At 52.0% G+C, this 26,020-nt stretch carries 24 protein-coding genes; 17 read left to right on the plus strand and 7 right to left on the minus strand.

Annotation, left to right across the window (positions count from 1 at the left end):
• Positions 1-80: 80 nt before the first annotated feature.
• Complete coding sequence (gene pdxR, locus WB237_RS04965; RefSeq protein ID WP_336210915.1) at positions 81-1,562, minus strand: MocR-like pyridoxine biosynthesis transcription factor PdxR; 1,482 nt, start codon at positions 1,560-1,562, stop codon at positions 81-83.
• A 148-nt stretch (positions 1,563-1,710) separates the two neighbouring features.
• Here pdxR and WB237_RS04970 point away from each other — a divergent pair, with 148 nt between their 5' ends.
• Positions 1,711-2,166, plus strand: a complete 456-nt coding sequence (locus WB237_RS04970) for a GNAT family N-acetyltransferase (RefSeq protein ID WP_336210918.1) — start codon at positions 1,711-1,713, stop codon at positions 2,164-2,166.
• 53 nt (positions 2,167-2,219) lie between these two features.
• Here WB237_RS04970 and WB237_RS04975 read toward each other — a convergent pair whose 3' ends face one another.
• Positions 2,220-2,519 carry an ArsR/SmtB family transcription factor gene (locus tag WB237_RS04975; protein ID WP_049007309.1) on the minus strand — a complete coding sequence of 100 codons (300 nt, stop codon included), beginning with the start codon at positions 2,517-2,519 and terminating at the stop codon, positions 2,220-2,222.
• A 159-nt stretch (positions 2,520-2,678) separates the two neighbouring features.
• Here WB237_RS04975 and fusA point away from each other — a divergent pair, with 159 nt between their 5' ends.
• A complete protein-coding gene (fusA, locus tag WB237_RS04980) occupies positions 2,679-4,781 on the plus strand; it encodes an elongation factor G (RefSeq protein ID WP_336210923.1) in 2,103 nt (700 codons plus the stop codon).
• A gap of 79 nt (positions 4,782-4,860) precedes the next feature.
• Here the strand turns inward: fusA and WB237_RS04985 are convergent, their stop codons facing one another.
• From WB237_RS04985 to WB237_RS04995, 3 genes are all read right to left on the minus strand, one after another.
• Positions 4,861-5,286: a DUF3828 domain-containing protein gene (locus WB237_RS04985; protein ID WP_336210926.1), complete on the minus strand. Its 426-nt coding sequence runs from the start codon at positions 5,284-5,286 to the stop codon at positions 4,861-4,863.
• Positions 5,286-5,648 carry a CHAP domain-containing protein gene (locus WB237_RS04990; RefSeq protein ID WP_336210928.1) on the minus strand — a complete coding sequence of 121 codons (363 nt, stop codon included), beginning with the start codon at positions 5,646-5,648 and terminating at the stop codon, positions 5,286-5,288. The genes WB237_RS04985 and WB237_RS04990 overlap by 1 nt, the downstream gene beginning before the upstream one ends.
• 126 nt (positions 5,649-5,774) lie before the next feature.
• Positions 5,775-6,347, minus strand: coding sequence for a flavin reductase family protein (locus WB237_RS04995; protein ID WP_336210930.1), 573 nt, complete (start codon positions 6,345-6,347; stop codon positions 5,775-5,777).
• 108 nt (positions 6,348-6,455) lie between these two features.
• Here WB237_RS04995 and nhoA point away from each other — a divergent pair, with 108 nt between their 5' ends.
• Positions 6,456-7,301: an N-hydroxyarylamine O-acetyltransferase gene (gene nhoA, locus WB237_RS05000; protein ID WP_336210933.1), complete on the plus strand. Its 846-nt coding sequence runs from the start codon at positions 6,456-6,458 to the stop codon at positions 7,299-7,301.
• Positions 7,302-7,338: 37 nt separating this feature from the next.
• Here the strand turns inward: nhoA and WB237_RS05005 are convergent, their stop codons facing one another.
• Positions 7,339-8,268, minus strand: coding sequence for a LysR family transcriptional regulator (locus WB237_RS05005; RefSeq protein ID WP_336210936.1), 930 nt, complete (start codon positions 8,266-8,268; stop codon positions 7,339-7,341).
• 154 nt (positions 8,269-8,422) lie between these two features.
• Here WB237_RS05005 and WB237_RS05010 point away from each other — a divergent pair, with 154 nt between their 5' ends.
• The 12 genes from WB237_RS05010 (at position 8,423) to WB237_RS05065 (ending at position 21,703) form a co-directional block, all read left to right on the plus strand.
• The gene (locus WB237_RS05010; protein ID WP_336210939.1) at positions 8,423-9,511 is read left to right on the plus strand and encodes a 4-oxalomesaconate tautomerase; all 1,089 of its coding nucleotides are present in this window, start codon (positions 8,423-8,425) and stop codon (positions 9,509-9,511) included.
• Between the two features lie 76 nt (positions 9,512-9,587).
• On the plus strand, positions 9,588-10,832 hold the full coding sequence (locus WB237_RS05015) for an MFS transporter (protein WP_108089827.1): 1,245 nt from the start codon (positions 9,588-9,590) through the stop codon (positions 10,830-10,832).
• 71 nt (positions 10,833-10,903) lie between these two features.
• Entirely contained in the window at positions 10,904-11,767 is an 864-nt protein-coding gene (locus WB237_RS05020) for a fumarylacetoacetate hydrolase family protein (RefSeq protein WP_128347641.1), read from the plus strand.
• A gap of 18 nt (positions 11,768-11,785) precedes the next feature.
• On the plus strand, positions 11,786-12,853 hold the full coding sequence (gene citC, locus WB237_RS05025) for a [citrate (pro-3S)-lyase] ligase (RefSeq protein WP_336210949.1): 1,068 nt from the start codon (positions 11,786-11,788) through the stop codon (positions 12,851-12,853).
• A 24-nt stretch (positions 12,854-12,877) separates the two neighbouring features.
• On the plus strand, positions 12,878-13,168 hold the full coding sequence (gene citD, locus WB237_RS05030; RefSeq protein WP_128347643.1) for a citrate lyase acyl carrier protein: 291 nt from the start codon (positions 12,878-12,880) through the stop codon (positions 13,166-13,168).
• Positions 13,168-14,043 carry a citrate (pro-3S)-lyase subunit beta gene (gene citE, locus WB237_RS05035; protein ID WP_108089831.1) on the plus strand — a complete coding sequence of 292 codons (876 nt, stop codon included), beginning with the start codon at positions 13,168-13,170 and terminating at the stop codon, positions 14,041-14,043. The genes citD and citE overlap by 1 nt, the downstream gene beginning before the upstream one ends.
• A gap of 30 nt (positions 14,044-14,073) precedes the next feature.
• Entirely contained in the window at positions 14,074-15,594 is a 1,521-nt protein-coding gene (citF, locus tag WB237_RS05040) for a citrate lyase subunit alpha (RefSeq protein WP_336210956.1), read from the plus strand.
• 5 nt (positions 15,595-15,599) lie between these two features.
• Positions 15,600-16,139 (plus strand): citrate lyase holo-[acyl-carrier protein] synthase, encoded by a 540-nt coding sequence (gene citX, locus WB237_RS05045; protein WP_128347645.1) that lies wholly within the window; start codon positions 15,600-15,602, stop codon positions 16,137-16,139.
• Positions 16,114-16,989 carry a triphosphoribosyl-dephospho-CoA synthase CitG gene (gene citG, locus WB237_RS05050; protein WP_336210960.1) on the plus strand — a complete coding sequence of 292 codons (876 nt, stop codon included), beginning with the start codon at positions 16,114-16,116 and terminating at the stop codon, positions 16,987-16,989. Before citX ends, citG begins: the two co-directional genes overlap by 26 nt.
• 20 nt (positions 16,990-17,009) lie before the next feature.
• Positions 17,010-17,558, plus strand: coding sequence for an RBBP9/YdeN family alpha/beta hydrolase (locus tag WB237_RS05055; protein WP_108089835.1), 549 nt, complete (start codon positions 17,010-17,012; stop codon positions 17,556-17,558).
• Positions 17,559-17,575: 17 nt separating this feature from the next.
• Positions 17,576-20,170 (plus strand): bifunctional aconitate hydratase 2/2-methylisocitrate dehydratase, encoded by a 2,595-nt coding sequence (locus WB237_RS05060; RefSeq protein WP_336210965.1) that lies wholly within the window; start codon positions 17,576-17,578, stop codon positions 20,168-20,170.
• Positions 20,171-20,263: 93 nt separating this feature from the next.
• Positions 20,264-21,703: an anion permease gene (locus tag WB237_RS05065; RefSeq protein ID WP_336210968.1), complete on the plus strand. Its 1,440-nt coding sequence runs from the start codon at positions 20,264-20,266 to the stop codon at positions 21,701-21,703.
• Positions 21,704-21,760: 57 nt separating this feature from the next.
• Here the strand turns inward: WB237_RS05065 and WB237_RS05070 are convergent, their stop codons facing one another.
• Positions 21,761-22,354, minus strand: a complete 594-nt coding sequence (locus WB237_RS05070; RefSeq protein WP_336210971.1) for a TetR family transcriptional regulator — start codon at positions 22,352-22,354, stop codon at positions 21,761-21,763.
• A gap of 115 nt (positions 22,355-22,469) precedes the next feature.
• On the opposite strand from WB237_RS05070, the gene WB237_RS05075 reads away from it, so the two are divergent.
• A complete protein-coding gene (locus tag WB237_RS05075; protein ID WP_336210974.1) occupies positions 22,470-23,957 on the plus strand; it encodes an MFS transporter in 1,488 nt (495 codons plus the stop codon).
• Positions 23,958-24,046: 89 nt separating this feature from the next.
• Entirely contained in the window at positions 24,047-25,930 is a 1,884-nt protein-coding gene (locus WB237_RS05080) for a potassium transporter Kup (RefSeq protein ID WP_336210976.1), read from the plus strand.
• Positions 25,931-26,020 lie beyond the last annotated feature (90 nt).

The following is a 26,020-nucleotide window of genomic DNA, read 5'->3' on the forward strand; positions in this document are numbered from 1 at the left end:
GGACACAGTACCTCCCGGTGAAACCCTGTTTCAGCCGGGTTCGCCCGGAACGTGTATCGACCAATGAATAGTCGACAGCTTCAAACATGACGGAAAATTGCGGCCAGTTTTTTTACTGCGTCTTCGATTTCCCTCTCCGTATAAGCGGCAAAACCCATCAAAAATCCGCTGGTCGGGGGTCTGTCTGCATATAAACTGGTAAGCCCTAATATATCGACATTTGCGCGGCGGGCGGCGACGGCAATCTCCTTCTCGGAGATCCCGTGCCTGAGGTGACACGGCATCTGCATTCCACCTGTTGGTATTACGCACTCAACATAATCAGAAAGATACTCATCCATCAGACTAGCCAGTTTGTTGCGGCGAGTAACATAAATGCTCCGCATCTTGCGAATATAGGCACCAAAATGCCCGCCCTCCAAAAACTTCGCCAGCGTCAGTTGGGGTATTGAGGCGGTATGGCCGTCCATTAATGTCCTGGCCATGGTCATCGACTCTACCAGTTCTGAGGGAACAATCATGTACGCAATACGTAGCCCGGGGAACAGGGACTTGGTGAAGGTCCCGATGTAAATTGTCCGGTGGTAAGCATCAAGCCCCTGAAGACAGGCCATAGGCTTCCCTTCATAGTGAAACTCACTGTCGTAGTCGTCCTCAATGATCCAGGCGGAGTGACGATTTGCCCAGTCAATGACAGCCAGGCGTCGGTCAAGAGAGAGCGTCACCCCGGTAGGATATTGATGAGAAGGAGTAAGGTAGATAGCCCTGGCAGGGCTGGTTAGAGCATTCAGCGCGTCAATTGAGATGCCTTTATCGTCAAGAGGAACCGGAAGACAATGTAGTCCGGCAGATTTAAACGCTTTGTATGCTCCTTGATAGCAGGGATCTTCAATGGCAATACCTTCCTCTGCGTCCATCAGCACGTGGGAACAGAGAGCAAGCGCCTGTTGAGAACTGGTCAGAATGATGATCTGTTCAGCCCTCGCACGTGTCCCGCGCTCAAGATTGACATATTCCGCGATTGCTCGCCGTAGGCGTTCCATGCCCTGCGGAGGGCTTTGCTCTAATATCTGGTGTTGATATTCCTTAAGAACCTGCCGCTGAAGTCGCTCCCAGGTTGGAATGGGAAACATGCGCGTCTCGGGGATACCCGGTGCCAGTGGGCGGGGCGAGGAAAATTCGCGGATCCCGCCACTTTCATAGATGATCTTTCCACGAGCGCTGAGTTTTGCCTTTCGTCTATCAGCGGCAGGATGCTGCTGCTGCCGGGAATGCGGTTTTAAAAACCGTGCGCTGGAAGAGACAAAGCTTCCTCTGCCTGTTTGCCGCTCAATAAAACCTTCTGCATGCAGGCTGGAATAAGCTGCTTCAATCGTATCCCGGGAAACACTCAGTGAACTCGCCAGCGCGCGTGAAGCGGGAAGGGCCTTACCGTGAGATAAGATCCCTTCCAGTATCAGTGTCCGTATCGCTCTCTGGATCCTTTCATGCAGGGGCAGCGATCCGTTGGAAGGATCAATAATCCATGCCTTAACCGTTTCAAGTTGTGCGTGCTTAAACATCTTTACCCACTCTCCCTCGTGTGGCCTCCATTATAAAACAACACGGCAAAATTGGTCTGCTTCATTTGCGGAAATTGGCTGGGCTAAACGTGCCATTTAGCGCATACACTCATCCCGAAACCGTGAATGAATAAACAAAGAGGTTGTAATGAATAATACGATTGTGACTATTGAGGCTGTTCAGGAAAGTGATTACGAGAGCTGGATGCCACTGTGGGGTAAATATCAAGAATTTTATAACGTCGATCTCTCCGGGGCAGTCACTCAGCGCACCTGGCAACGATTTTTCAGCCCCATTGAGCCGCTATTTTGCGTAGTGGCAAGATATAACGGAGAGGTGGTGGGTTTTGCGCATTATCTTTTCCACCGTTCAACCTGGGCGGAGAACGATTACTGTTATCTTGAAGATTTATATGTTTGTGATGCCGTCAGGGGCAAACACATTGGTAAACAGTTAATAGAATATGTTCAGCGAGAAGCCAGAAAACATCATGCTCGTCATCTTTACTGGCATACACATGAAACCAACTACCGCGGGCAACGATTGTATGACTGGGTCGCGAAAAAAAGCGGCATGATTGAATATCGTATGCACGTAAGATAAATCCCTTCGCTGACGTGATGCCCCCTCAAATGTTGACGGGGCGTTTCAACCTATTATTTAGCCTGTAACAGTATGTCCATCAGCCCCGGAAAACGGGCATCGAGATCGTCTCTACGCAAAGAAATCATATTCTCTCGTCCCTGCTGACGTTGCCAGATCACTCCGCTGTCACGCAATACGCGCCAGTGATGTGTCATTGTGGACTTCACCACATCCTCCGGGCGCAGTGCGTTACAGCTTAGCTCGCAACCATCGGCCAGCCTGCGGATAATCGACAGCCTGAGCGGGTTACCTAGAGCAAACAACACATTTTCCAGCAGTATCTGTTCAGTTTCGGGGTGGTTTGGGATCATCGTTTTCCTGCGTCTGGTGTCAGATTGAGCTATATCAACAATAGGTCAATCGTTAAAAAATAGTTCGATAATACTCGTACAATAGGACTATTATAGCAAACGAACGAATACGCGACCATCCTGGTCGTCACAACCTGTCTTACTGACTAAGGAAATATTATGCCCCGACCCATCCCCCTCGAACGTTATCGCAACATCGGTATCTCCGCGCATATCGATGCCGGTAAAACGACCACCACCGAGCGCATCCTGTTTTACACCGGGATGAGCCACAAACTGGGTGAAGTACACGATGGCGCGGCAACAACTGACTGGATGGCGCAGGAGCAAGAGCGCGGGATCACCATTACGTCCGCGGCCGTGAGTTGCTTCTGGCCGGGTATGGACAGAGGGTTTGAACCGCACCGGATCAACATCATCGACACCCCGGGGCACGTGGATTTCACCATTGAGGTGGAGCGTTCCATGCGTGTACTCGACGGTGCCGTGATGGTGTATGACTCCGTTGGCGGCGTTCAGCCGCAGTCAGAAACCGTCTGGCGTCAGGCGAATAAATATCACGTGCCGCGACTGGCCTTCGTTAACAAAATGGACCGTCCGGGTGCCGATTTCTTCCGCGTCGTACGCATGATGCAGGAACGTCTGAAAGCGAACCCGGTGCCGATTGTTATTCCGGTTGGCGCGGAGGAACACTTCACCGGCGTGGTGGATCTCATCAAGATGCGTACCATTTTGTGGGACGATGCCACCCAGGGCATGGTGTTCACCTATGCGCCTGTTCCGGATGATTTACTGGCTACCGCGAAGGAGTGGCGGGAAAAAATGGTCTCTGCAGCGGCGGAAGCCAGCGATGAGCTCATGGATAAATACCTGGAAACCGGCGATCTGGACGAAGCGGAAATCATCAGAGGGCTGCGTATTCGCACTATCTCGGGTGAAATCCAGCCGATGCTGTGCGGCAGCGCGTTCAAAAACAAAGGTGTGCAGCGCATGCTTGATGCGGTCATTGAGTTGATGCCATCACCACTGGATATGCCAGCCATTGATGGCGTGGATGAAAAAGGCCAGCACGCTGAGCGTCATCCCAGTGATGATGAGCCGTTCTCCGCTCTGGCGTTCAAACTGATGAGCGATCCGTACGTCGGGCAACTGACCTTTATCCGCGTTTACTCTGGCGTGCTGCGTAAAGGAGACGCGGTGTATAACCCGGTGAAAGGGAAAAAAGAGCGCATCGGGCGTATTGTGCTGATGCATGCCAACGATCGCCACGAGGTGGATGAACTGCGCGCCGGCGATATCGCGGCCTGCGTTGGGTTGAAAGATGTGACAACCGGTGACACGCTCACCGATCCGAATGCCGTCATCACGCTTGAACGCATGGAGTTTCCGGATCCGGTTATCTCCCTTGCTATCGAGCCGAAAACCAAAGGCGATCAGGAGAAAATGGGGATCGCGCTGCAGCGTCTGGCGGCGGAAGACCCCTCTTTCCGCCTGCATACTGACGAAGAGTCCGGCCAGACGATTATCTCCGGGATGGGTGAGTTACACCTTGAGATTATCGTCGACCGCATGAAGCGTGAGTTTGGCGTCGAGGCGAACATCGGTCGTCCACAGGTGACCTACCGGGAAACCTTGCGTAAAGCGGTGAAGGATATCGAAGGTAAGTTTGTCCGTCAGTCCGGCGGTAAAGGACAGTACGGTCATGTGGTACTGAGCCTTGAGCCGACAGAACCGGGCAGCGGATTTACGTTTGAAGATGCCACCAAGGGCGGCGTGGTACCGCGCGAGTATATTCCGTCCGTTGAGAAAGGGCTTCGGGAAGCGATGAACAGCGGCGTGCTGGCGGGGTATCCGGTAGTTGATGTCAAAGCGACGCTGACGTTTGGTTCGTATCATGATGTCGACTCCTCGGAGATGGCGTTCCGCATGGCAGCGATCCTTGGCTTTAAAGAGGGCGCTCGCAGGGCGGATCCGGTTATTCTTGAGCCGATCATGCATGTCGAGGTGGAAACACCGGAAGAGTACGCCGGTAACATTATGGGCGATCTCTCTTCTCGCCGTGGCATGGTGCAGGGGATGGAAGAGCAGTACGGAAGCCAGATTATTCGCGCTGACGTGCCGCTGGCAGAGATGTTTGGTTATGCCACCACGCTGCGCTCGATGTCACAGGGGCGTGCGACGTATACGATGGAGTTCCATCATTTTGCGGAAGCGCCGCGAAATGTTGCGGATGAGATTATTTCACGGCGTGCTAAGAGTTAATTAATTGCACATGGTAGTCGTTGGGCTACCATGTGCTTTTGCCTCTGCGGCAGGGGACATTTCCTTTCATACCACATTTTTACTTAATCAGCGTGGCAGAACGAACTTTCCATTTCCCTTTTTCCTGGACGAGACAATCAGCTACAACGTGATCTTGTTTCTTACCAAACGCGATATAGACGTTTGTGCAAATGGCATCAAAATCAGAATGTAAGACGGTTATCTGATCCCAGTCCTCATTCCAGTCCTGCGCTTTGATGAACATATCAGTATCTGGCATATCTTTTTCGTTACTGTCGCCAGAGTACATTTCTTTAATTGCCGCAATTGTTTCTGATGCAACGTAATCATTCATTATGTCTGGATTGAGGACTGGTGCTTTGTCCTGATTCAACTGAGCGATATACCATTGATTGAATTTAAGCGCCGCCAGCCCTGGGGCATCGGTGCTATCAGCGACCGCGAACGGAGACACGGCGAAAAGAAAAAAGCAAAGTGTTTTCATTAGTCATGCCTGAAGAGTTCGTAATGGGGTTGTATGTTTCGGTAAGCCTGTCCTGGGTACATGGTGCGTTGTACAAAATCGCTGATCCACTGTTGACCATCGTAGATGCACACGTGTCCGCTATCGTGACCCACAATGTTTTGGATAACGGCTACGTCACCAGCATGAGGTTGATCATATATCAGGCGGAAGCCAGCGTTGACTAATGTCAGCCCCATGTCTTTTGCAAGACGCGTATTAGGGATTTTTAATCTTCCTCCGGATCTGATTGCTTCGGTGACGTAGTGAGCACAATTACCTGTGCTCTTCGGTTGGGCGTGTGATCGGGCATATGAGATTGCGCCATATTTATTCCATGACACTGATATTTCCTTATTGAGAGATCGCTAATGCAACAACCCTGGAAATATCCTCCGTTTTACCACGTCATGGTAAACATAAAATGCCATAAAAATTTAATATAATTCAGTTGGATATAATTAATTCAATCAATCCAGCGCCTTCACCATCTTCCCGCTCGCCACAAACGTTCCCGCCCCAAGATGATGCAGCGTATTCAGCTTATCCCCGTCAAACTGCCAGCGTCCGGCGACAAACGCACGCTCATCTGCTGCGGCAGAAACCACTTCACCAAACAGCGTGTCATATTTTTCAGCCGCTGAGGTCACCGGGAGTAAACGACACTCCATCCACGCCAGACATTTTTCTTCAATGACGGGCAAACCGAGTTCCGGACCGTTCACTACCGGGATCCCGTAGCAGTTGAATTTGTCTTCATCGCGCCCGCTTACGCTACCGACTGCCCAGGTCCAGTTGGCCGCTGCCACGCCGGGGATAACGATGCCGAACTTCCCACTGCGTTCAATCAGCTCACGTGACCAGGTACTTTTATCCACGACGATCGCGATACGCGGCGGTTCAAACTCTACGGGCATTGACCATGCGGCGGCCATAACGTTGCGTCTGTCGAGGCTTTCATCCCGACTGGTGATAAGCACAGTAGGGCCGTGGTTCAGCAGACGGCTGGCATGATGTAATTCAACGGGGCGAAAGTAGCTCATAGGGTCTCCTCATGTACAACGATGAGTATGACGAAAAAGCACGTAAATCAAAGTGGGCGCGTAGAATTAGTTTATAAACAAAACATCACACTCAAAGGAAACTGATTCATGTCCCCATTTCTGACGGCCTATTTCGCCCGTATCGGCTGGAATCAACCGACTGGTGTTAATATCGACACCCTGCGCGCGCTGCATTTGCACCACAACTGTGCGATCCCTTTTGAAAATATTGATGTCGTCCTGCCGCGTGAAATCCATCTTGACGATCAGTGTCTGGTCGACAAACTGCTAACAGCGCGACGTGGGGGATATTGTTTTGAGCAAAACGGCTTATTTGAACGGGTGCTGCGCGAAGTCGGTTTTACGGTACGCAGTGTGCTCGGGCGCGTGGTATTAGCAAATCCACCACAAATGCCACCGCGAACACACCGCCTGCTGCTGGTTGAGCTTAACGGTGAGCGCTGGATTGCGGACGTGGGCTTTGGTGGACAGACGCTGACGGCGCCGATTCGTCTGCTCGCTAACGAAGAGCAGACAACGCCGCACGGGGCGTATCGTCTGCTGAGCGAGGGCAATGACTGGGTATTGCAGTTCCGGCACCACGAGCACTGGCAGTCGATGTACCATTTTGATCTGACGACGCAATATTTCAGTGATTATGTCATGGGCAACTTCTGGTCAGCACACTGGCCGCAGTCGCATTTCCGTCATCATTTGCTGATGTGCCGCCACTTGCCGGACGGTGGCAAGCTGACGCTGACCAACTTCAACTTTACCCACTGGCAGAATGGCCATGTGGAGGAGCAGATCCATCTTCCTGATGCTGCGGCGCTGTATCAACTGATGCAGACGCGTTTTGGGTTGGGCATTGATGATCCTAAGCACGGCTTTTCACTGGCGGAACTGACAGCGGTGATGGCAGGGTTTGAAACACATCCACAGGCAGGGAAATAAGGTGAAAAGGGGCTAACGCCCCTTTGCCGTATAAGGCTTACAGTTGGGTAAACTTGCTGATCCACGGGCTGTTTTTTTCACCAGACCACAGTTGAACAAGCATGTCTCTGAATTTTTCCGCCGCCGGGCTGAGAGGCGTTTCCCTGCGCTGTACAAGGCCTAACGTGCGCCGTATGACGGGTTCAATCAGCGGCCGGCTGACCAGAATATGATGCTCATCGGCCGGCATAGCCAGGCTGGGAACGACAGAGACCCCGAGACCCGCTTCCACCATCCCCAGTGACGTTGAAAGATGTCGAACCTCATAAAACCAGTTAGGCTTCCACGCCATTTTCTCAAACGCCTGATCGATAAGGGAACGGTTTCCGCTTGAACGCCTAACCCCAATCAGCTTCATTCCAGCCAGATCGTCCCATGTTACCAGCGGCTTTTTTGCCAGTTCATTGTCGCGGCGACATGCCAGAACAAAGGGTTCATTCACCAACGGAGCAAAATCGATATTTGGATGTGTGATGTTTATCATATTTATACCGAAATCTGCGTCGCCATTTAAAACGGCTTCGAGACAATCGCTGGCACTGTGCTCAAGTATGCGAATACGGATGTTTGGATAGGCATTGTTATAATCTCGTATAACAGAAGGCAGAAAATAGAACGCAGCAGTAGGGATACAGGATACAGTAATAACTCCCGATTGATGCGTCGCCATCTCTTTAATACTCAATACTGAGCTTTCATAAAAATCTATTAAATTCTTTGCCTTAGGTAAAAACTCTCTGCCTACCGTCGTCAACTTGACGCTGCGAGTGGAGCGTTCAAACAGTGTGGTCCCCAGGCTCTCTTCCAGTTTCTGAATTCTGCGTGTTAAAGCAGGTTGTGAGATGTGAAGAAATTGCGATGCTTTTGTAAAACATCCAATTTCTGCAATTTTTACAAACGCTTGTATTCCCTGTAATTCATGCTGCATATCTGCACCCCATTCTTGCTTCACCTTAACCATGCTAATGCAGGGGATATTAATGTGCAAAGCGTATTAATCCTTCTTTTTTTGACATTAGAGTTATCAACTGGAGTGTGAAAACCTTATTGCGTTCCTGATAAAAACGAAATGAGAAAAAGACATGTTAAAGATCCCTTGCGTATTAATGCGTGGCGGTACGTCAAAAGGTCCCGTCATTCTGGCCAGCGACCTGCCGGCGGAAACCGAAGCGCGTGACGCGGTATTACTCAGCCTAATGGGCGCAGGCCATGAACTCGAAATTGACGGCATTGGTGGCGGAAGCCCGCAAACCAGTAAGGTGGCGATCGTCAGTCCGTCCAACAGTCCGGACGCGGATGTAGATTACTTATTCGCACAAGTGATGGTGAACGAACGTCGTGTCGATACCACACCAAATTGCGGGAATATGCTCTGCGCCGTGGGGCCTTTTGCCATTGAAAAAGGGCTGGTGAAGGCGCAAAGCCCGATGACGACAGTGCGTATCCGCAATCTCAATACCGGTACTCTGGTTGATGCTGAAGTTCAGACGCCAGACTATCGGGTTGAGTATGAAGGCGATACCCAAATCGACGGTGTGCCGGGTACAGCGGCACCGATTGGCTTAACGTTCCTGAATTCTGCGGGGTCTAAAACAGGGAAACTGCTGCCGACCGACAGCGTGACGGATGTATTCGATGGTATCGAAGTCACCTGTATTGATATGGCGATGCCGATGGTGCTGATTGAGGCATCAGCACTAGGAAAAACAGGAGGAGAGTCACCGGCAGAGTTAGATGCCGATCATGAGTTTAAAGAAAGGCTGGAGAGCGTGCGGCGCCAGGCTGGCACGGCGATGGGATTAGGGGATGTATCGAACAAAGTGATCCCTAAACCGGTTCTCCTCAGTCGGGCACGTAAAGGCGGAACGCTCCAGGTTCGTTATTTCATGCCACATACATGCCATAAGTCGCTGGCCATTACCGGTTCGATCGGCATATCGACCGCGACGCTGATTGAGGGCTCAGTGGCCTGTAAAATCATCGCCGACCGTCCAAAGGGGTTATTTACCAATATTATTGATATTGAACACCCCAGCGGAAAAATATCTGTTTCATTATTGAGGGAGGGTGACAAAATCGAAAACACCCGTGCGGCTGTTATTCGTACTACACGCAAGTTATTTGAAGGTGTTGTTTGTGTGCCTGAAAATATATTGTCTGAAGTTGATTGATGAAAATATTAATCAAATAAACAACCAGCATTAAAAAAATTACATTCTGTACCTTAACTATAATACTGAGGTTATTATGGCGTTAACTCATGCTAACAATACCCAGAGGGCTCCTGATCCTGTAAAAGCCAGTGCGCATATTCGCGTGATTCTGGCCCTGGCATTATCAGGGCTTGCTGAGCTTGCTTCTCTGTTCTTTATTCAGCCACTGCTCCCGACGCTTGCTGTGGAATATAACGTTCCTGTCAGTCAGGTGAGTATTATTCTGTCAGCAGAAACCGCATTGCTGGCAATTGGGTTGCTGTTTACCGGTACATTATCCGATCACTACGGCAGAAAACGGTTAATTATCGTCTCCCTTCTGCTGGGCGGCATTCTGACGCTGCTGTGCCCGCTGGTGGAATCCTGGGCAATGCTGGTGGCGCTGCGTGCGGTGATTGGTCTGGCGCTGAGTGGCATCGCGGCGGCGGCAACGGCCTACATCAGTGAAGAGGTTGCACCGGTGGCGGCAGGCATCGTGACGGGATATTTTGTCTTTGGGAACTCGATGGGTGGAATGTCCGGACGTATTGTTGCCAGCCAGCTGATCGACCACGTTTCAATCAATGTCATCTTCTACGGGTTTGCGGTCAGTTTGATTGCGGTTGCCATTCTGGTGAAGTTCCTGCTGCCAGAATCGAAAAACTTCACGCCTACGCAGAGTCTTAATGTAATGCGTATGGTGAAAGGGGCGGCATCGCATTTTAAAAACAAAAATCTGGCGCTGGCGTTTGTCATCAGCTTCATTATCTTCGGCGCATTCACCTCACTGTATAACTATCTGGCCTTCTTCCTGAAAGGTGAGCCGTTCCATATTTCACCGGCTAATGCAGGTCTGCTCTCCTTTAGCTTTGCCCTGAGTTTCTTTACGGCTCCGCAGGCAGGTCGCTTATCGGCAAAATATGGCGCAATGAAAGTGTTGCGCGTGCTGTTCCTGATCATGGCTCTGGGCATGCTGCTGACGCTGACGTCGAATGTCGTCACCTTTATTGTTGGCGCTGTGATTTTTACCGGCTGTTTCTTCGGCTGCCACTCTATCGGTTTAAGCTGGGTCAGTAAAAATGCAACTCATGCAAGAGGCCAGGCCGTCGCGCTCTATTTATTCTTCTACTACATGGGTGGTTCGGTTATTGGTTTTATCAACGGTTTCGTCTTCCATTCAATGGGATGGCAGGGTATGACCGGATTTATTCTGGCATTACTTGGCGTAGGTGTTGTGGTGGCAACGTATCTGGCATCCGGCAATAAACAAGCACTGGTTCCAGCGCAGTCAGCTGAATAAATAGCATGGCAATGTGTTCACGCCTCAGGGCGTGAACACAGAATGAGTACGTATATCAAACGGGTATTATTATGAAACTAGCAAGTTATATTCATCAGGGCCGTAAAAGCTACGGGATTTATACACAGTCTGGAATTATCGATCTGGGTAATAAAATCGGCCACCACTATGCGACATTGAAAGACCTTCTTCAATGGGATGCGGTTGACGTCGCCAGGCAATATCACGATTGCCCTGTGGATATGATGCCAGAAGACATTACCTTCCTGCCCGTAATAGAAGAGCCAGGAAAGATTTTCTGCGTTGGGATGAATTACGCAGAAAAAAGAAAAGAATTTGCCGAGACGAATAATGCCCCGACGCTGTTTATCCGCTTTCCTGATTCACAAACCGGACATGCGCGGCCTGTTTTAAAACCAGTTCTCTCAAGCGAGTTTGATTATGAAGGTGAGCTGGCCGTAATCATTGGTAAACCTGGCACCCGAATTGACGCCAAAAATGCGCTCAGCCATGTCGCGGGCTACAGCTGCTATATGGATGGTTCCGTACGCGACTGGCAGCACGCCTGGTTCACCGCCGGTAAAAACTGGAAGCAAACCGGCGCCTTCGGCCCTTACATGACCACGGCGGATGAGATCCCCGATCCTCATGCGTTGACCATCCATACCTGGCTGAACGGCATGCTGGTTCAGAATGATTCCACCGGCAGCATGATCCACAAAGTAGCGGATCTTATCGCCTATATCAGCACATTCACCTCCCTCAGCGCCGGAGACGTCATTATTACCGGCTCGCCTGGCGGCGTCGGTAAAAAACGTAATCCACCTCTGTTTATGCATGATGGCGATCGGGTTGAAGTCGAAATTGAAAACATAGGTCGCCTGACGAACACCATCGTGGAAGCGCAACCTCAGCAACAAGAATTGACTGTCTAGACGCTCAGGAGAGAGAAGATGTACACCGCCAGAACGCCAGAGTTTGAGGTCATTAAAACGGGTAACGCTCAGGCCAGAGAGGAGATTACCCGCTTCCTGGCCCACAACGGTTTGGGCATTGATGACGATATTGAGCAATTTATTGTTGCGCGCTATCAACGCCATCTTGTCGCCTGCACTGGCATTGCGGGTAACACGTTAAAATGCATTGCAGTAGACGCCGCGTGGCGGGGTACGTCGCTAAGCCTGACGTTAATTCATGAGGCCGAGCTTCTGGCAGCACAGAACGGTGAACATCATCTCTTTCTTTTTACCTGTCCTGATAACGTTAAGTCATTTCGCGGATGCGGGTTTTATCCGCTGGTGACGATCGAGAATTGTGCGGCATTAATGGAGAATACGCCGGTCGGTATTCATCGTTATTGCAGCCAGTTGCGTAGCCATCATTTCATGCCGGGGAAAGATATTGGCGCTATTGTGATGAATGCAAATCCGTTCACTCTGGGCCATCAATATCTGATTGAACATGCGGCAAGCCAGTGTGATTGGTTACATGTTTTCGTCGTTCAGGAAGATGTCTCCGCTTTTTCGTTTAAAGAACGGTTTGCGATGGTTAAGGACGGTTCGCGACACCTTTCTAATGTCACCGTTCATCCGGGGTCGGCATACATTATTTCACGCGGGACATTTCCGGGCTATTTTCTGAAGGATAAAAAGGTTATTGATAAAGTCTATGCCGCAATTGACCTCATGCTGTTCAGGAATTATATCGCCCCCGCGCTGAGTATAAATCATCGTTTTGTTGGCACCGAGCCATTCTGCCAGTTAACCGCTGAATATAACCGGGCGATGCACCGTTGGCTGGAAGATGAAACGAGTGTGTCGGCTCGTATCAGCGTACATGAAATAGAAAGAAAAACGGATGGAAATAATGTGCCGGTATCAGCTTCAGCCGTTCGTTGTTTATTAAATGAAAACAAAATCTCTGCCGCCAGCCGCATGGTGCCAGCCACCACGCGTGCGTATCTGAATAACGGGGTACAGCATCAGCTTTGTTTATCCAAACCGTTATCGGCAGCGGTTTAACCGCATTATCACAGGAAAATTAATATGAAAATTGTGCAAGCCGCGATGGCGGGAACGCTGGAGTCCAGCGACCTGATGGTGAAGGTTAGTCCCGTCGAGAGCGGGCTGGATGTGGTCATCCAAAGCGAAGTGTATAAGCAGTTCGGCGACCGAATTACAGAGGTCGTCAATGAAACCCTTTCTGCGTTCGGCATCAATCAGGGGCAGATCATTATTGATGATAAAGGTGCGCTGGATTGTGTGATCCGCGCTCGTGTTCAGGCTGCACTGCTCAGAGGTACAGCGCGGGAAGAGATTTCATGGGAAAAGTTATAATGAAAAAGTTACGCCGCAGTATGTTATTTATTCCCGGTTCAAGTGCCGCCATGCTTTCGACGGCATTTATCTATAAACCTGACTCCATCATGTTTGATCTGGAAGATGCCGTAGCGCTAAAAGAAAAGGACAGCGCCCGTCTTCTGGTATTTCATGCCCTGCAACATCCGATGTACAACGATATTGAAACCGTTGTCAGAATTAACCCTTTGAATACGCCTTTTGGATTAAAAGATCTGGAAGCCGCCGTCAGGGCGGGGGTCGATGTCATTCGTCTACCCAAAACCGACACCCCGGAAGATATTCATCAGCTGGAACGTGAAATCGTCCGCATTGAAGAAACCTGCGGGCGTCCCGTTGGCTCAACGAAATTAATGGCGGCGATAGAATCTGCCGTTGGCGTGATTAACGCTGTCGCTATTGCGAAATCCTCCGACCGCTTAATGGGTATTGCGCTGGCCGCCTTTGACTATGTGATGGATATGCAAACCGAGCGAGGCGACGGAACAGAGCTGTTTTATGCCCGGTGCGCCGTATTGCATGCCGCGCGCGGGGCCGGTATTGACGCCTTCGACGTGGTGTACGCGGATGTGAATGATGAGGCCGGTTTCCTGAAAGAAGTGGATCTCATTCGCCGGATGGGCTTCAACGGAAAATCGCTGATTAATCCACGACAAATTGAAATTCTTCATAACGCCTACGCGCCAACGCAGGAAGAGGTGGATTACGCAGAGCGCGTAATTGCTGCAGCAGAGGAGGGGGAACGTAACGGACTGGGGGTGATTTCGCTAAACGGCAAAATGATCGACGCGCCGATTATCAACCATGCCCGCGTGGTTATCGAACGCAAAAATGCCTCTGGCATTCGTCAGTAATTCCCCATATCGCAAGCGACAGGATGAATAATGAAAAACCAAACTGAAACCCTGCATTACATTCCTGGCTCTCGCCGTGAGTACGTCGCATTCAGCGGCGCTAACGCGATGACGCCTTATCTTGCTGACAGCCAGCAAAAATATCAGCGCAAACTTTTTGCAAGCGTCGACGATGTGCTGGCCCGCTGCGACCTGCATGACGGTATGACCGTGTCTTTTCATCACGCCTTCCGCGAAGGAGATAAAGTCATCAATTACGTGATGGATAAGCTCGCTCAGCGCGGTCTGAAAGGACTCACGCTTGCCTCCAGCTCCCTGATGACATGCAATGCACCGCTTATTGAACACATTCGTAATGGTGTGATCGGCAAAATCTATACCTCCGGGATGCGCGGCGAACTGGCGGACGCGATTTCGCACGGGCTGATGGACGAGCCGGTGCAGATCCACTCCCACGGTGGACGGGTGAATTTGATTCAGCAGGGCGAAATTACCATTGATGTTGCGTTTCTGGCGGTCTCCTGCAGCGACGAATACGGCAATGCCAGCGGTAACGGTGGTACATCGCAGTGCGGCTCCCTCGGCTACGCGATGGTCGATGCGCAATATGCCAAAAAGGTGGTCTTGCTTACCGAAACCCTGAAACCGTTCCCCAACATGCCGGCAAGCATTGTGCAGGATCAGGTGGATTATGTCGTGCAGATTGAGAGCGTCGGCGACCCGGCAAAAATCAGCGTAGGTGCCGCCAGGGTTACCAGTAATCCACGCGAGCTGATGATTGCCCGCTCTGCTGCCGATGTTATTGAACACTCCGGCTATTTCCGCAGCGGCTTTTCTATTCAGACCGGCTCAGGGGCGGCGTCAACTGCCTGCACGCGGTTTATGGAAACCCGGATGCGTAAGCACAATATCGTCGCCCGGTTCGCGCTCGGCGGGATCACGGGCAGCATTGTCGATCTGCATCAAAAAGGGTTAATTGAAAAGATCCTCGATACGCAAAGCTTTGACGGCGCGGCAGCGGCTTCCCTGGCGGTCAACCCCGACCACGTGGAAATCTCTACTAACGTCTATGCGAATCCGGCTGCAAAAGCCGCCTGCTGCGACAGGGTAGACGTGGTCATTCTCAGCGCGCTGGAAGTGGACACCCAGTTCAACGTTAATGTCCTGACCGGCTCCGACGGCGTGATGCGCGGCGCGTCGGGCGGGCACTGCGACGTCGCCGCGGCGGCAAATCTCACCATCGTGGTTGCCCCACTGATCCGTAGCCGCATTCCAACCGTCGTCAGACAGGTCACCACCCTGGTGACGCCGGGCGAAAGTATTGACGTTTTGGTTACCGATCACGGTATTGCCGTGAACCCGGCGCGCCCGGAAATTCGTGAACGCCTGCTTAACGCCGGGCTGGCCGTTGTCGACATCGATGCGTTGTACCAAAAGGCGCTGCTCATCTCGGGTGAACCTAAGCCTGTCGAGTTCACTGACCGGATAGTCGGCGTGGTGCGCTACCGCGACGGCAGCGTGATTGATGTGGTTCACCAGGTGAAGGAGTAATCCCCATGACGGATAAAGCCTCGAACGCGAAAGTCTCTCTGGAACAGGTGCTGAGTTCCAGAGAGCAGCGAGCCCGTCGGCAGCAGGCGTGGCTGTTTCAGTCTGAACATTCCGTGGTGTCCGTCACGCTGGTCTGGCCAGGGGAGGTGAAAGATACCGAACTGGCCAGACGGGTGATGGCCGTCGCGAATCAGGCGATTGCCGACGTATTTCTCGCTCATCAGTGGACGGTTTGTCGGCATCAGATCCTGCAACCGGTCACGGGACCAGAAGCGCTCTGGTCGGTATCGGCACCCGCGTGGATGATAAAACACGTCACGGCACACCTGGAAGATAACCATCCTCTTGGACGCTTATGGGATATCGACGTGTTTTGTCCTACGACGGGACAGCTGAAAAGAAACGCCATCCAGCAACCGATGCGCAAATGCTTTATCTGCCATGAACCGGCCCACGTTTGCTCGCGTGCGCGGCGTCATTCGCAGGCCGAACTCGCGAGCGTAATCGAGGAGTTAACCGATGACTACTTCGCTTGCCAGATGTAAAGCGCCAGACGTTCAGCGCACCTTCGCTGAGCTGGCTGCCGAGGCCATGTATCGGGAAATTCGCTTAACCCCTAAGCCGGGTCTGGTGGATCGCGTAAACAGCGGGGCGCATAGCGACATGGATTTTGCGCTGTTCATGACCAGTATCGCGGCGATTGCGCCCTGGTTTTCAGCGTTCTTTAACGTCGGCAGAGAGACCGCCCGTCTTGCTGGCCCACAAACGCTGCGGGCCATAAGGCCGACCGGTCTGGCCTGTGAGCAGGCAATGTTTAACGCCACCGGTGGCGTGAATACCCATAAAGGGGGGATCTTTTCTTTGGGGCTGCTGTGTGCCGCGGCGGGACGTCTGACGCAAAGAGATGAAGCGCTCACGCAGCGCAGTTTATGCCATGAGACCCGCCTTATCTGTACAGGCATCGTTGAACAGGAACTGAAAACGACCGGCATCGCCAAAACGAAAGGCGAGCAGCAGTTCCAGAAATATGGGTTCACAGGGGCGAGAGGAGAAGCTGCCCGTGGTTTCATCACGGTGCGCCAGGCAGGTCTCCCGCAGCTGCAAACTGCGTTACGTCAGGGCGAATCCGAAGACCTGGCGTTACTGAGAATGTTTCTGGCAATGATGGCGGTGAACCCGGATACCAATCTGGTTTCCCGTGGGGGAGTAAAAGGGCTGAATTACGCCAGGCGCTATTCCAGACGGCTATTAAAAATAAAACGCCTGACGGCAAATAGATTAGTCAAGGCGTTATACAGAATGGACGCGGAATTTATCAAACGCAATTTAAGCCCCGGTGGTAGTGCCGATCTTATTTCCGTTGGATGGTTATTGTCGCAATTTCCAGCCGAATAATCGCGTAACAGGAAAACGTCATGATTGAACAACGCCTGCAGCAGCTCAGTAACGTTTATACCCTTATTCTGGTGCCGGGTCTGAGAGACAGCGATGAACATCACTGGCAAAGCTGCTGGGGGCGACGCTTTCCTTTCTGGAAACGGATCCAGCAGAAAAACTGGCTAGAGCCCGATATTGAAAACTGGGTCTCCGCCATTACCCGCGAGCTGGCAGTATGCCAGTTGCCCGCTATCCTCGTCGGCCACAGCTTTGGCGCGCTGGCGTCGTGCAGACTGCTGCAAACACGGCAGGCAAATGTCGCCGGAGTTGTGATGGTTGCACCGGCAGAACCTGCAATGTTCGGCCTTGACGAGGCCATTCAGCCAACCCCATTACCGGTTCCCTGCATGATGTTTGCCAGCAGAAACGACCCTCTGATGCCTTTTTCTCGCGCTCAGTTTTGGGCTACGTGCTGGCGCGGTCATCTCATCGATATCGGTGAGGCCGGACATATTAATTCTGAGTCTGGTTTTGGCGAATGGCCATACGGACTCAAACGATTAACAGAATTTTGTGAACAACTTTAGCTTTAACAGGAGAACCTATGTTAGATGATTATAATCAGCACCTGAAAGCGCGCGCTGAAACGGGTATTCCGGCGAAACCGTTAACAGCGGAACAAACCGATGCAGTTATTCATCGTTTAATTAACGATGCGTCCGCATCTCATCCATTATTAATTGACTTATTAACCCACAGCGTACCGCCGGGCGTCGATCCTGCCGCAAAGTTAAAAGCCGCGTTTTTATTTAAGGTAGCGTTACAGGAATACCAGATTAATGTGCTTTCTCCCGAAAAGGCCACGATGCTGCTGGGGTCGATGCAGGGGGGCTATAACGTCCAGCCGCTGATTGAGCTTCTCGACCATCCGAGCCTTGCACCGCTGGCCGCTGAGCAGCTTTCTTCTACAATCCTGATCTTTGAAAAATTCAGCCAGGTGGAAGCTAAAGCGAAGAACGGTAACGTCCGGGCAAAAGAGGTGCTTCAGTCCTGGGCGAATGCCGAATGGTTTACCCGTCGTCCGGCCATGCCTGAAAAAATCACCCTGAAGGTGTTTAAGGTCCCCGGCGAGACCAATACCGACGATTTGTCTCCGGCACCCGAGGCGTGGTCACGACCCGACATTCCGCTGCACGCGCTCTCCATGCTCAGTAACGCCAGGGAAGGGGTTGAACCCGATGAGCCTGGCGTGCGTGGCCCTTTGCGTCAGTTGTCAGAATTAAAATCGGCAGGCTGGCCGCTGGTGTATGTCGGTGACGTCGTAGGGACCGGATCCTCACGTAAATCCGCCACCAACTCCATCCTGTGGCACATCGGGAACGATATTCCGTACGTGCCGAATAAACGCAACGGCGGGTTTGTGTTTGGCGGAAAAATTGCGCCCATTTTCTTCAATACGCTGGAAGATTCCGGCGCGCTGCCGGTAGAGATGGATGTCTCCGCGCTGACGACAGGGATGCTGATCGATCTTTACCCCTACAAGGGGGAAATTCGTGAGACAGAAAGCCAGCGGCTGGTAACGACCTTTACCCTTAAAACTGAGGTGCTGCTGGACGAAGTGCGCGCCGGCGGGCGGATCCCGTTGATTATCGGGCGCAGCCTGACGGCGAAAGCGCGGGAATCGCTGAAGCTTGAGCCTTCAGAGGTATTTCGCAAGCCCGCGTCACCCGCACCATCCGCAACAGGTTTTACGCTGGCGCAAAAAATGGTAGGTAAAGCCTGCGGTGTGGCGGGGATCCGTCCGGGGCAGTATTGCGAGCCGAAGATCACTACCGTAGGCTCTCAGGACACCACCGGCGGGATGACGCGTGATGAGCTGACCGATCTTGCCTGCCTCACCTTTTCAGCCGATCTGGTGATGCAGTCTTTCTGCCACACCTCTGCGTACCCGAAACCCGTGGATGTCCAACTGCATGAAACCCTGCCGCAGTTTATCACCAGCCGTAAAGGGGTTGCGCTCAAACCGGGCGACGGCATTATCCATTCCTGGCTTAATCGCATGCTGCTACCTGACACGGTGGGAACAGGTGCCGATTCTCATACTCGTTTCCCGCTGGGGATCTCCTTCCCGGGCGGCTCCGGGCTGGTGGCTTTTGCCGCCGCAACCGGCATTATGCCGCTGGATATGCCTGAATCGGTGCTGGTGCGTTTTAAGGGCGAGATGCAAAAAGGGATCACCCTTCGCGATCTGGTGCATGCCATTCCGCTTTACGCCAGAAAGCAGGGACTGTTGACGGTTGAGAAAAAGAATAAGCGCAATATTTTCTCTGGCCGAATCCTGGAAATTGAAGGCCTGAACAGGTTAAGTGCAGAGCAGGCGTTTGAACTGGCTGATGCATCCGCGGAACGCTCCGCTGCCGCTTGTGTCATGCGTCTGTCGGAAGAGAGCGTTATACAGTATCTGCGTTCCAATGCGGCACTGTTGCGCTGGATGGTTAAGCAGGGCTATGAGAACGCTGCCACGCTTGAACGTCGTATCGCTGAAATCGAGGCATGGCTGGCTAACCCTTCATTGCTGTCTGCCGATCCTGACGCAGAATATGCCGCAGTGATTGAGATTGACCTTAATGAAATCACCGAACCGGTAGTATGCGCGCCAGACGATCCGGACGATGCCCGTTTACTTTCTGAGGTTGCGGACACTCCAATCGAAGAGGTCTTTATTGGTTCCTGCATGACAAACATTGGTCATTTTCGCGCAGCGGGTAAAATTATGGCCGGTGCCAGCGAAAATCAGGCGCGTTTGTGGCTCGCACCGCCGACTAAAATGGATGCCCAGCAACTCTCCCGTGAAGGCTATTTTAGTCAGTTCATTAAATCGGGGGCGAGAATCGAGCCTGCGGGCTGTTCCCTTTGCATGGGGAATCAGGCGAGGGTGCGTGAAGGGAGCAGCGTAGTATCGACGTCCACCCGAAATTTCCCGCATCGTCTGGGGACAAATGCGAAAGTGTTCCTTGCCTCGGCTGAATTAAGCACCGTTGCTGCCATACTGGGTAGAATGCCAACCGTGGAAGAATATTTTAGCTATACGGCTAAACTCCATGACGCGAATGAAAATATCTACCGCTATCTCAGCTTTGATACTCTGACCGAATATAAAACCGAAGAGGATGATAATATTCAGGTGGTTAACCTGTAGCATTTTATTTGTTTTGTGAATGCATTTCGTCGGCAGAGGCTTTTCTAAGGAGCTGCCTCTGCTATTCAGGGACCCTTTTCTCATGGGTGAGATATGCTTAAATCAAATGTTTTAAAAACAATTTTACTTGCCATAATAATATTTCTGGCAATATTTATTCCTCCGCCTGATGGATTAACCAAAGAGGCATGGATACTGGCTGGAATATATCTGTCTGCTATCTTTGGGTTGGTGATTAAACCTTATCCTGAACCTGTTATTATGTTGGTTGCGGTAGCATTAACCTGTTTTACTGTAACAAAATTTCCCGATTCACCCGTGAAATCAATGGATGTGCTGAGTGGATACGCCTCAGGCACGACCTGGCTGGTATTTAGTGCTTTTACGCTTAGCGCGGCATTTGTCACGACCGGTCTGGGAAAACGGCTTGCCTACTGGTTTATCCTCAGGTTTGGCAGTACGACGCTGAGACTGGGGTATGTGACTGCTTTACTGGATTTGGTGCTGGCACCCGCAACGCCCTCAAATACCGCGCGGGCAGGTGGAGTGGTTTTTCCTATTATTAACAGCATCGCGACGGTATTAGGTTCAACGCCAAAAGAGACACCTTGCAAAGCTGGCCGTTATTTAATGGTCAATGTCTATATGGTCACTAAAACGACCAGCTATATGTTTTTAACAGGCTTTGCCGGGAATGCGTTAGCGCTACAGTTAATTTCCGATATCTTCCATATCCATATTAGTTGGATAGACTGGATGCTGGCAGGTGCTCCGCTGGGGTTATTGATGCTGTGTATCATTCCCTATATTTGTTACCGGGTTGCCTCTCCGGAAATTAAACACATTGATAATGTCGCTATCGCGACCAACGGGTTGCAAAGTCTGGGGGCAATGAGCCTCAAAGAAAAGGGGTTAGTGGTTATTTTTATCGCCGCATTATTAGGCTGGATTTTTTCACGTGATCTTGGGCTGAATGAGTCCGCCGTTGCCATTATCGCGATGGGAGCAGCACTGTTGTTTAATATTATCGGATGGGGGGATGTGCAGAAAAACAAAGGCGGCTGGAATACCCTGATATGGTATGGAGGCATTATTGGTCTGAGCGCTACCCTTAGCAAGGAGGGATTTTTCCGCTGGCTGGCTGATTTCATGTCAGCACATCTCGATTTTCTCAGCGCGGGTAATATGACAGTCGTTATTATCGTGTTTCTCAGCGTGCTGGTTCGCTATTTCTTTGCCTCAGGCGGGGCGTACGTCGCGGCGATGGTGCCGGTCTTTGCCACTGTGGGGTTGGTCACCGGAACGGCGCCTGTTTTGCTGGCACTCGCCATTCTGTTTTCCAACTCCTATGGGGGTTGCATCACGCACTATGGCGGCGCAGCGGGGCCGATTATCTTCGCCGCAGGGTATAACGACATCAAGTCATGGTGGACCATCGGCACGCTCGTGGCGTTGTGCACGTTTTTAGTTCACATGTTCCTCGGCATTCCCTGGTGGGGTTTCCTGATGCAGCATGGCATGCTGCAGTCCTGACGATCCTGGGGACGGTGAAACACAAGCCGGGTGAGGCGAAGCCGCCACCCGGCGACATTATTTCTGCGATAGGGTATTAAATAATTCGAGCGTAATTAATTTATCAAGATGGTTGTTAAAAGCAGCTTCGTCCATTTCGGGCATGTTTAAGATATACATCCCGTCCAGACCGCACACCAGCCCAATCAAACGCCAGGCAATGTTTTCTGCCCGGTCATCAGGGCTAAATGCCCCAGCCTCAGTGCCTGCTCTGATAAGCGCCACCGTTTCCTGGTGCCACATCTCCATGGTCATAATATAGGCACCCTTAATGTCAGCATCGCGGTTGGCCAGGATCTGCGCTTCACGCCAAAGACGAATGTAAGGTTCAAACCTGCCATCATCGCTCCCGAGCATGGCATGAAGCTGCTCCCGCCAACCAGCCTGCTTGCCGACGACATCTGCATCCAGCAGTTCACGGATCAAGCGAACAAAGGCCAGCGATTTTAGCTCCCCGCCGGAGGTAAAATGATGGTGAACCTGTCCGGTCGCGACCCCTGCTTCAGCCGCAACGCGGCGTACCGTCATTGCTGCCAGTCCTTCGGACAGCGCCACGCGCATGGCGGCCTGTAAGATGTCTTCCCGCCGTTCATCCTTGCTCAGATAACGCATTTCTACTCACTCTCAATAGGAATGAAACGAGTGTAACAAAAAGCTGGACACACGTTCAACTTTACGTAGGATCGCATTCTGGACATGTGTCCATGATTTAATTAAAAGGAAATTTATGTTTCGTCAGTGGTTAGCGTTAGTGATTATCGTGCTGGTGTATATCCCGGTCGCGATCGACGCAACGGTGCTGCACGTGGCGGTGCCGACATTGAGTATGACGCTGGGGGCCAGCGGTAACGAATTACTGTGGATCATTGATATTTACTCGCTGGTGATGGCGGGGATGGTGTTGCCGATGGGGGCACTGGGTGATCGCATTGGTTTCAAACGACTGTTAATGATCGGCAGTACGTTGTTTGGCTTGTCATCGCTGGCGGCAGCGTTTGCCCCGTCTGCAGGATGGCTGATTGCGGCGCGCGCCTCGCTGGCGATTGGTGCGGCGATGATTATTCCGGCTACGCTCGCGGGTATCCGCACGCTGTTTACCGACGCGCGGGATCGCAATATCGCTCTTGGCGTCTGGGCTGCGGTGGGATCCGGTGGCGCAGCATTTGGTCCGTTGATTGGCGGTATGCTGCTCGAACATTTTTACTGGGGATCGGTGTTTTTAATCAACGTCCCCATTGTGCTGCTCGTGGTATCGCTGGCCGCACGTTTTGTGCCGCGTCAGCAAGGTCGCCCGGAACAACCGCTTAATATTAGCCATGCCATCATGCTGATCGTGGCGATTTTACTGCTGGTCTACAGTGCGAAGACCGCCCTAAAAGGCGTCCTGGCACCAGGCGTCGTCGTGTCCGCGCTGGTTACCGGCTCGGTGCTGCTGTTTATCTTCGTGCGTATTCAGCTGCGCGCGCGCGTGCCGATGATCGACATGCGTCTGTTCTGCCACCGCATCATTTTGAGCGGTGTTGTGATGGCGATGACCGCGATGATTGCGCTGGTCGGGTTTGAGCTGCTGATGGCCCAGGAGTTGCAGTTTGTTCACGGCCTTACGCCGTTTGAAGCGGGGATGTTTATGCTGCCTCTGATGGTTGCCAGCGGGTTCAGTGGGCCGATCGCCGGCGTGTTGGTTGGGCATCTGGGGCTACGCATCGTCGCGGCCGGCGGAATGGGGTTGAGTGCCGTCAGTTTTATAGGGTTATCGCTGCTCGACTTCAGCACCCAGCAGTGGCAGGCGTGGGGCCTGATGGTGCTGCTGGGCTTCAGTGCCGCCAGCGCGCTGTTGGCTTCAACTTCAGCGATTATGGCTGCTGCGCCAAAAGAGAAAGCCGCTGCCGCAGGGGCGATTGAAACCATGTCGTATGAACTGGGTGCCGGTCTGGGGATCGCCATTTTTGGTCTGCTGTTGACCCGCAGCTTCACGGCGTCAATTGAATTGCCACAGGGGCTGAATGCTGCTCTTGTCGACAAAGCGTCATCATCCATTGGTGAAGCGATGAAGGTTGCGCAGGATCTGACACCAACCATGGCGGAATCACTGATTGAAGCAGCGAAAAGCGCGTTTATCACTTCGCACAGCGTGGCGCTGGGGAGTGCAGGGGGAATGCTGCTGTTGCTGGCCGTTGGCGTCTGGTTTAGCCTGGCTAAGGTCAACCCGCGGTAAATAGAACCGGAAAACCTGGCTTACGGTTGGCGTCAGCAGGGCAGATGCACTATGTTTTTTAAAGGATTATCTGACTCTTGCTGGAAAATATGAGCTTGCTCCACCGCAGTGAATCGCGCCAACCGTTCTCCCGGTTAACCCTGCTTGCCGGCGGCGCGCTGGGTGTCGTTTTTGGTGATATTGGCACCAGTCCGCTCTATACCTTCAGGACCGTGTTGTCGCTCTCTGAGCATGATCCTACGCCCGCAGTGGTTCTGGGACTGCTCTCGCTGATTACCTGGACACTCATCCTGGTGACATCCATAAAATATGCTGCATTCGCCATGCGAATTGATAATCATGGCGAGGGCGGCATCATGGCATTGATGTCGCTTCTGGTGGAAAAAGGGAAAGGTGGGCGCTGGGTCATTTTTTCCGCACTTATCGGCGCTGCGTTGATTTACGGTGATGGTGCGATAACTCCGGCAATCTCCGTACTTTCCGCTCTGGAAGGGCTGGAGATTGTTTTTCCTGAATCGCAGCCGTACATATTGCCGCTAACGGTCATGGTTTTACTGGCACTTTTTCTTATCCAACCTTTTGGAACCGCCCGAATAGGAAAGATATTTGGTCCGGTCATGGCACTGTGGTTTTTTGCGATTGCGGCCCTGGGCGTATGGGGGATCATTCAGCATCCATCGGTATTGCTGGCGCTGAATCCTGCGTATGGCATCGCATTTTTGTTTTCGAACGGGTACACCAGTTTTCTGGTCCTGGGAGGCGTTTTTCTCTGCGTGACCGGTGCTGAAGCGCTGTATGCCGATATGGGGCATTTCGGGAAAAAGCCCATCTGGCTTGCCTGGTACGGTGTCGTATTTCCAGCATTGCTGCTCAATTATGCGGGGCAATCCGCGCTGATCCTGGCGGGTGCCGACAGTAAACAAAACCTTTTCTTTATGCTGTGTCCGCCTGCGATGCAGTTTCCGCTCATTATTCTTGCCGCACTGGCGACGATAATCGCCAGCCAGGCGATAATTACGGGCGCGTTTTCCATGACGCGGCAGGCTATTCAGCTCGGCTGGTTACCCCGTTTACGGATTAAACAGACGGCGGCAGAAAGCTACGGTCAAATCTATATAGGCACAATCAATTGGCTGCTTATGGTGGTGACGATTGGGCTGGTGGTGTTCTTCAAATCTTCCGACAAGCTTGCTGCTGCATACGGTATTGCCGTGTCATTAACCATGCTGATGACGACGGGGTTGCTGTTTGTGGCAATGCGGGAAGTGTGGCACTGGAGCCGGGCCAGCAGCGCGGTTATTGCCCTCTGTTTCCTGGTGATTGATGCCACCTTTTTGTTTGCCAACCTGATTAAAGTCCTTGAAGGTGGCTATATTCCGCTGCTGATGGCCGCAGCTATTTGCACGGTGATGCTGATCTGGCACCGTGGTGTTAAGGCGGTATCCGCATCGGTGGGCGAGAAGGGCATCAGTGTGGACGCGTTCTTTACCCAGCTTCAGCAAAAGACGGTACCCAGAGTGGCCGGTTCCGCCGTTTTTTTGACCCGTACACAGAACAATATCCCCCCGGTTATGCGCTGGCATGTCGCGCGCAACAAGGTGCTACAGCGAGATGTGTTATCTCTGACCATTGACATCCTGAATGTGCCCTATGTGGGGGAAGAACAACGCATCAGGGTGGAGCAACGTGCGCCAGGTTACTGGCACGGTGTGGCGCAATACGGTTTTATGGAGCACCCGGATATCCCGCGTTTGTTGCAGGGCGTCAGTGAAATCAACGTGCTGTTCGCGAATGATGATGCCACCTGGTATGTTGGACATGAAACTATCGTAGCCGGTGATGGAACAGCGGGTATGGCAGCATGGCAACGGCATATTTTTGCTTTCATGAAGCGCAACTGCACGCATGTGATCAATCACTATCACCTTCCCAGTGACAGGGTTGTCGAAATCAGCCGACGCGTTGCCGTCTAGTTTCTGCTCACGGTTCAGTCTTTCCTTCGCATCAGAAATTTCGATAGTGCGCTATTACAACTATGCTGATAACTGCGTGAGAATTTCATT

It is taken from the genome of Enterobacter sp. P82, from assembly GCF_037053385.1.
Lineage (GTDB): Bacteria > Pseudomonadota > Gammaproteobacteria > Enterobacterales > Enterobacteriaceae > Enterobacter.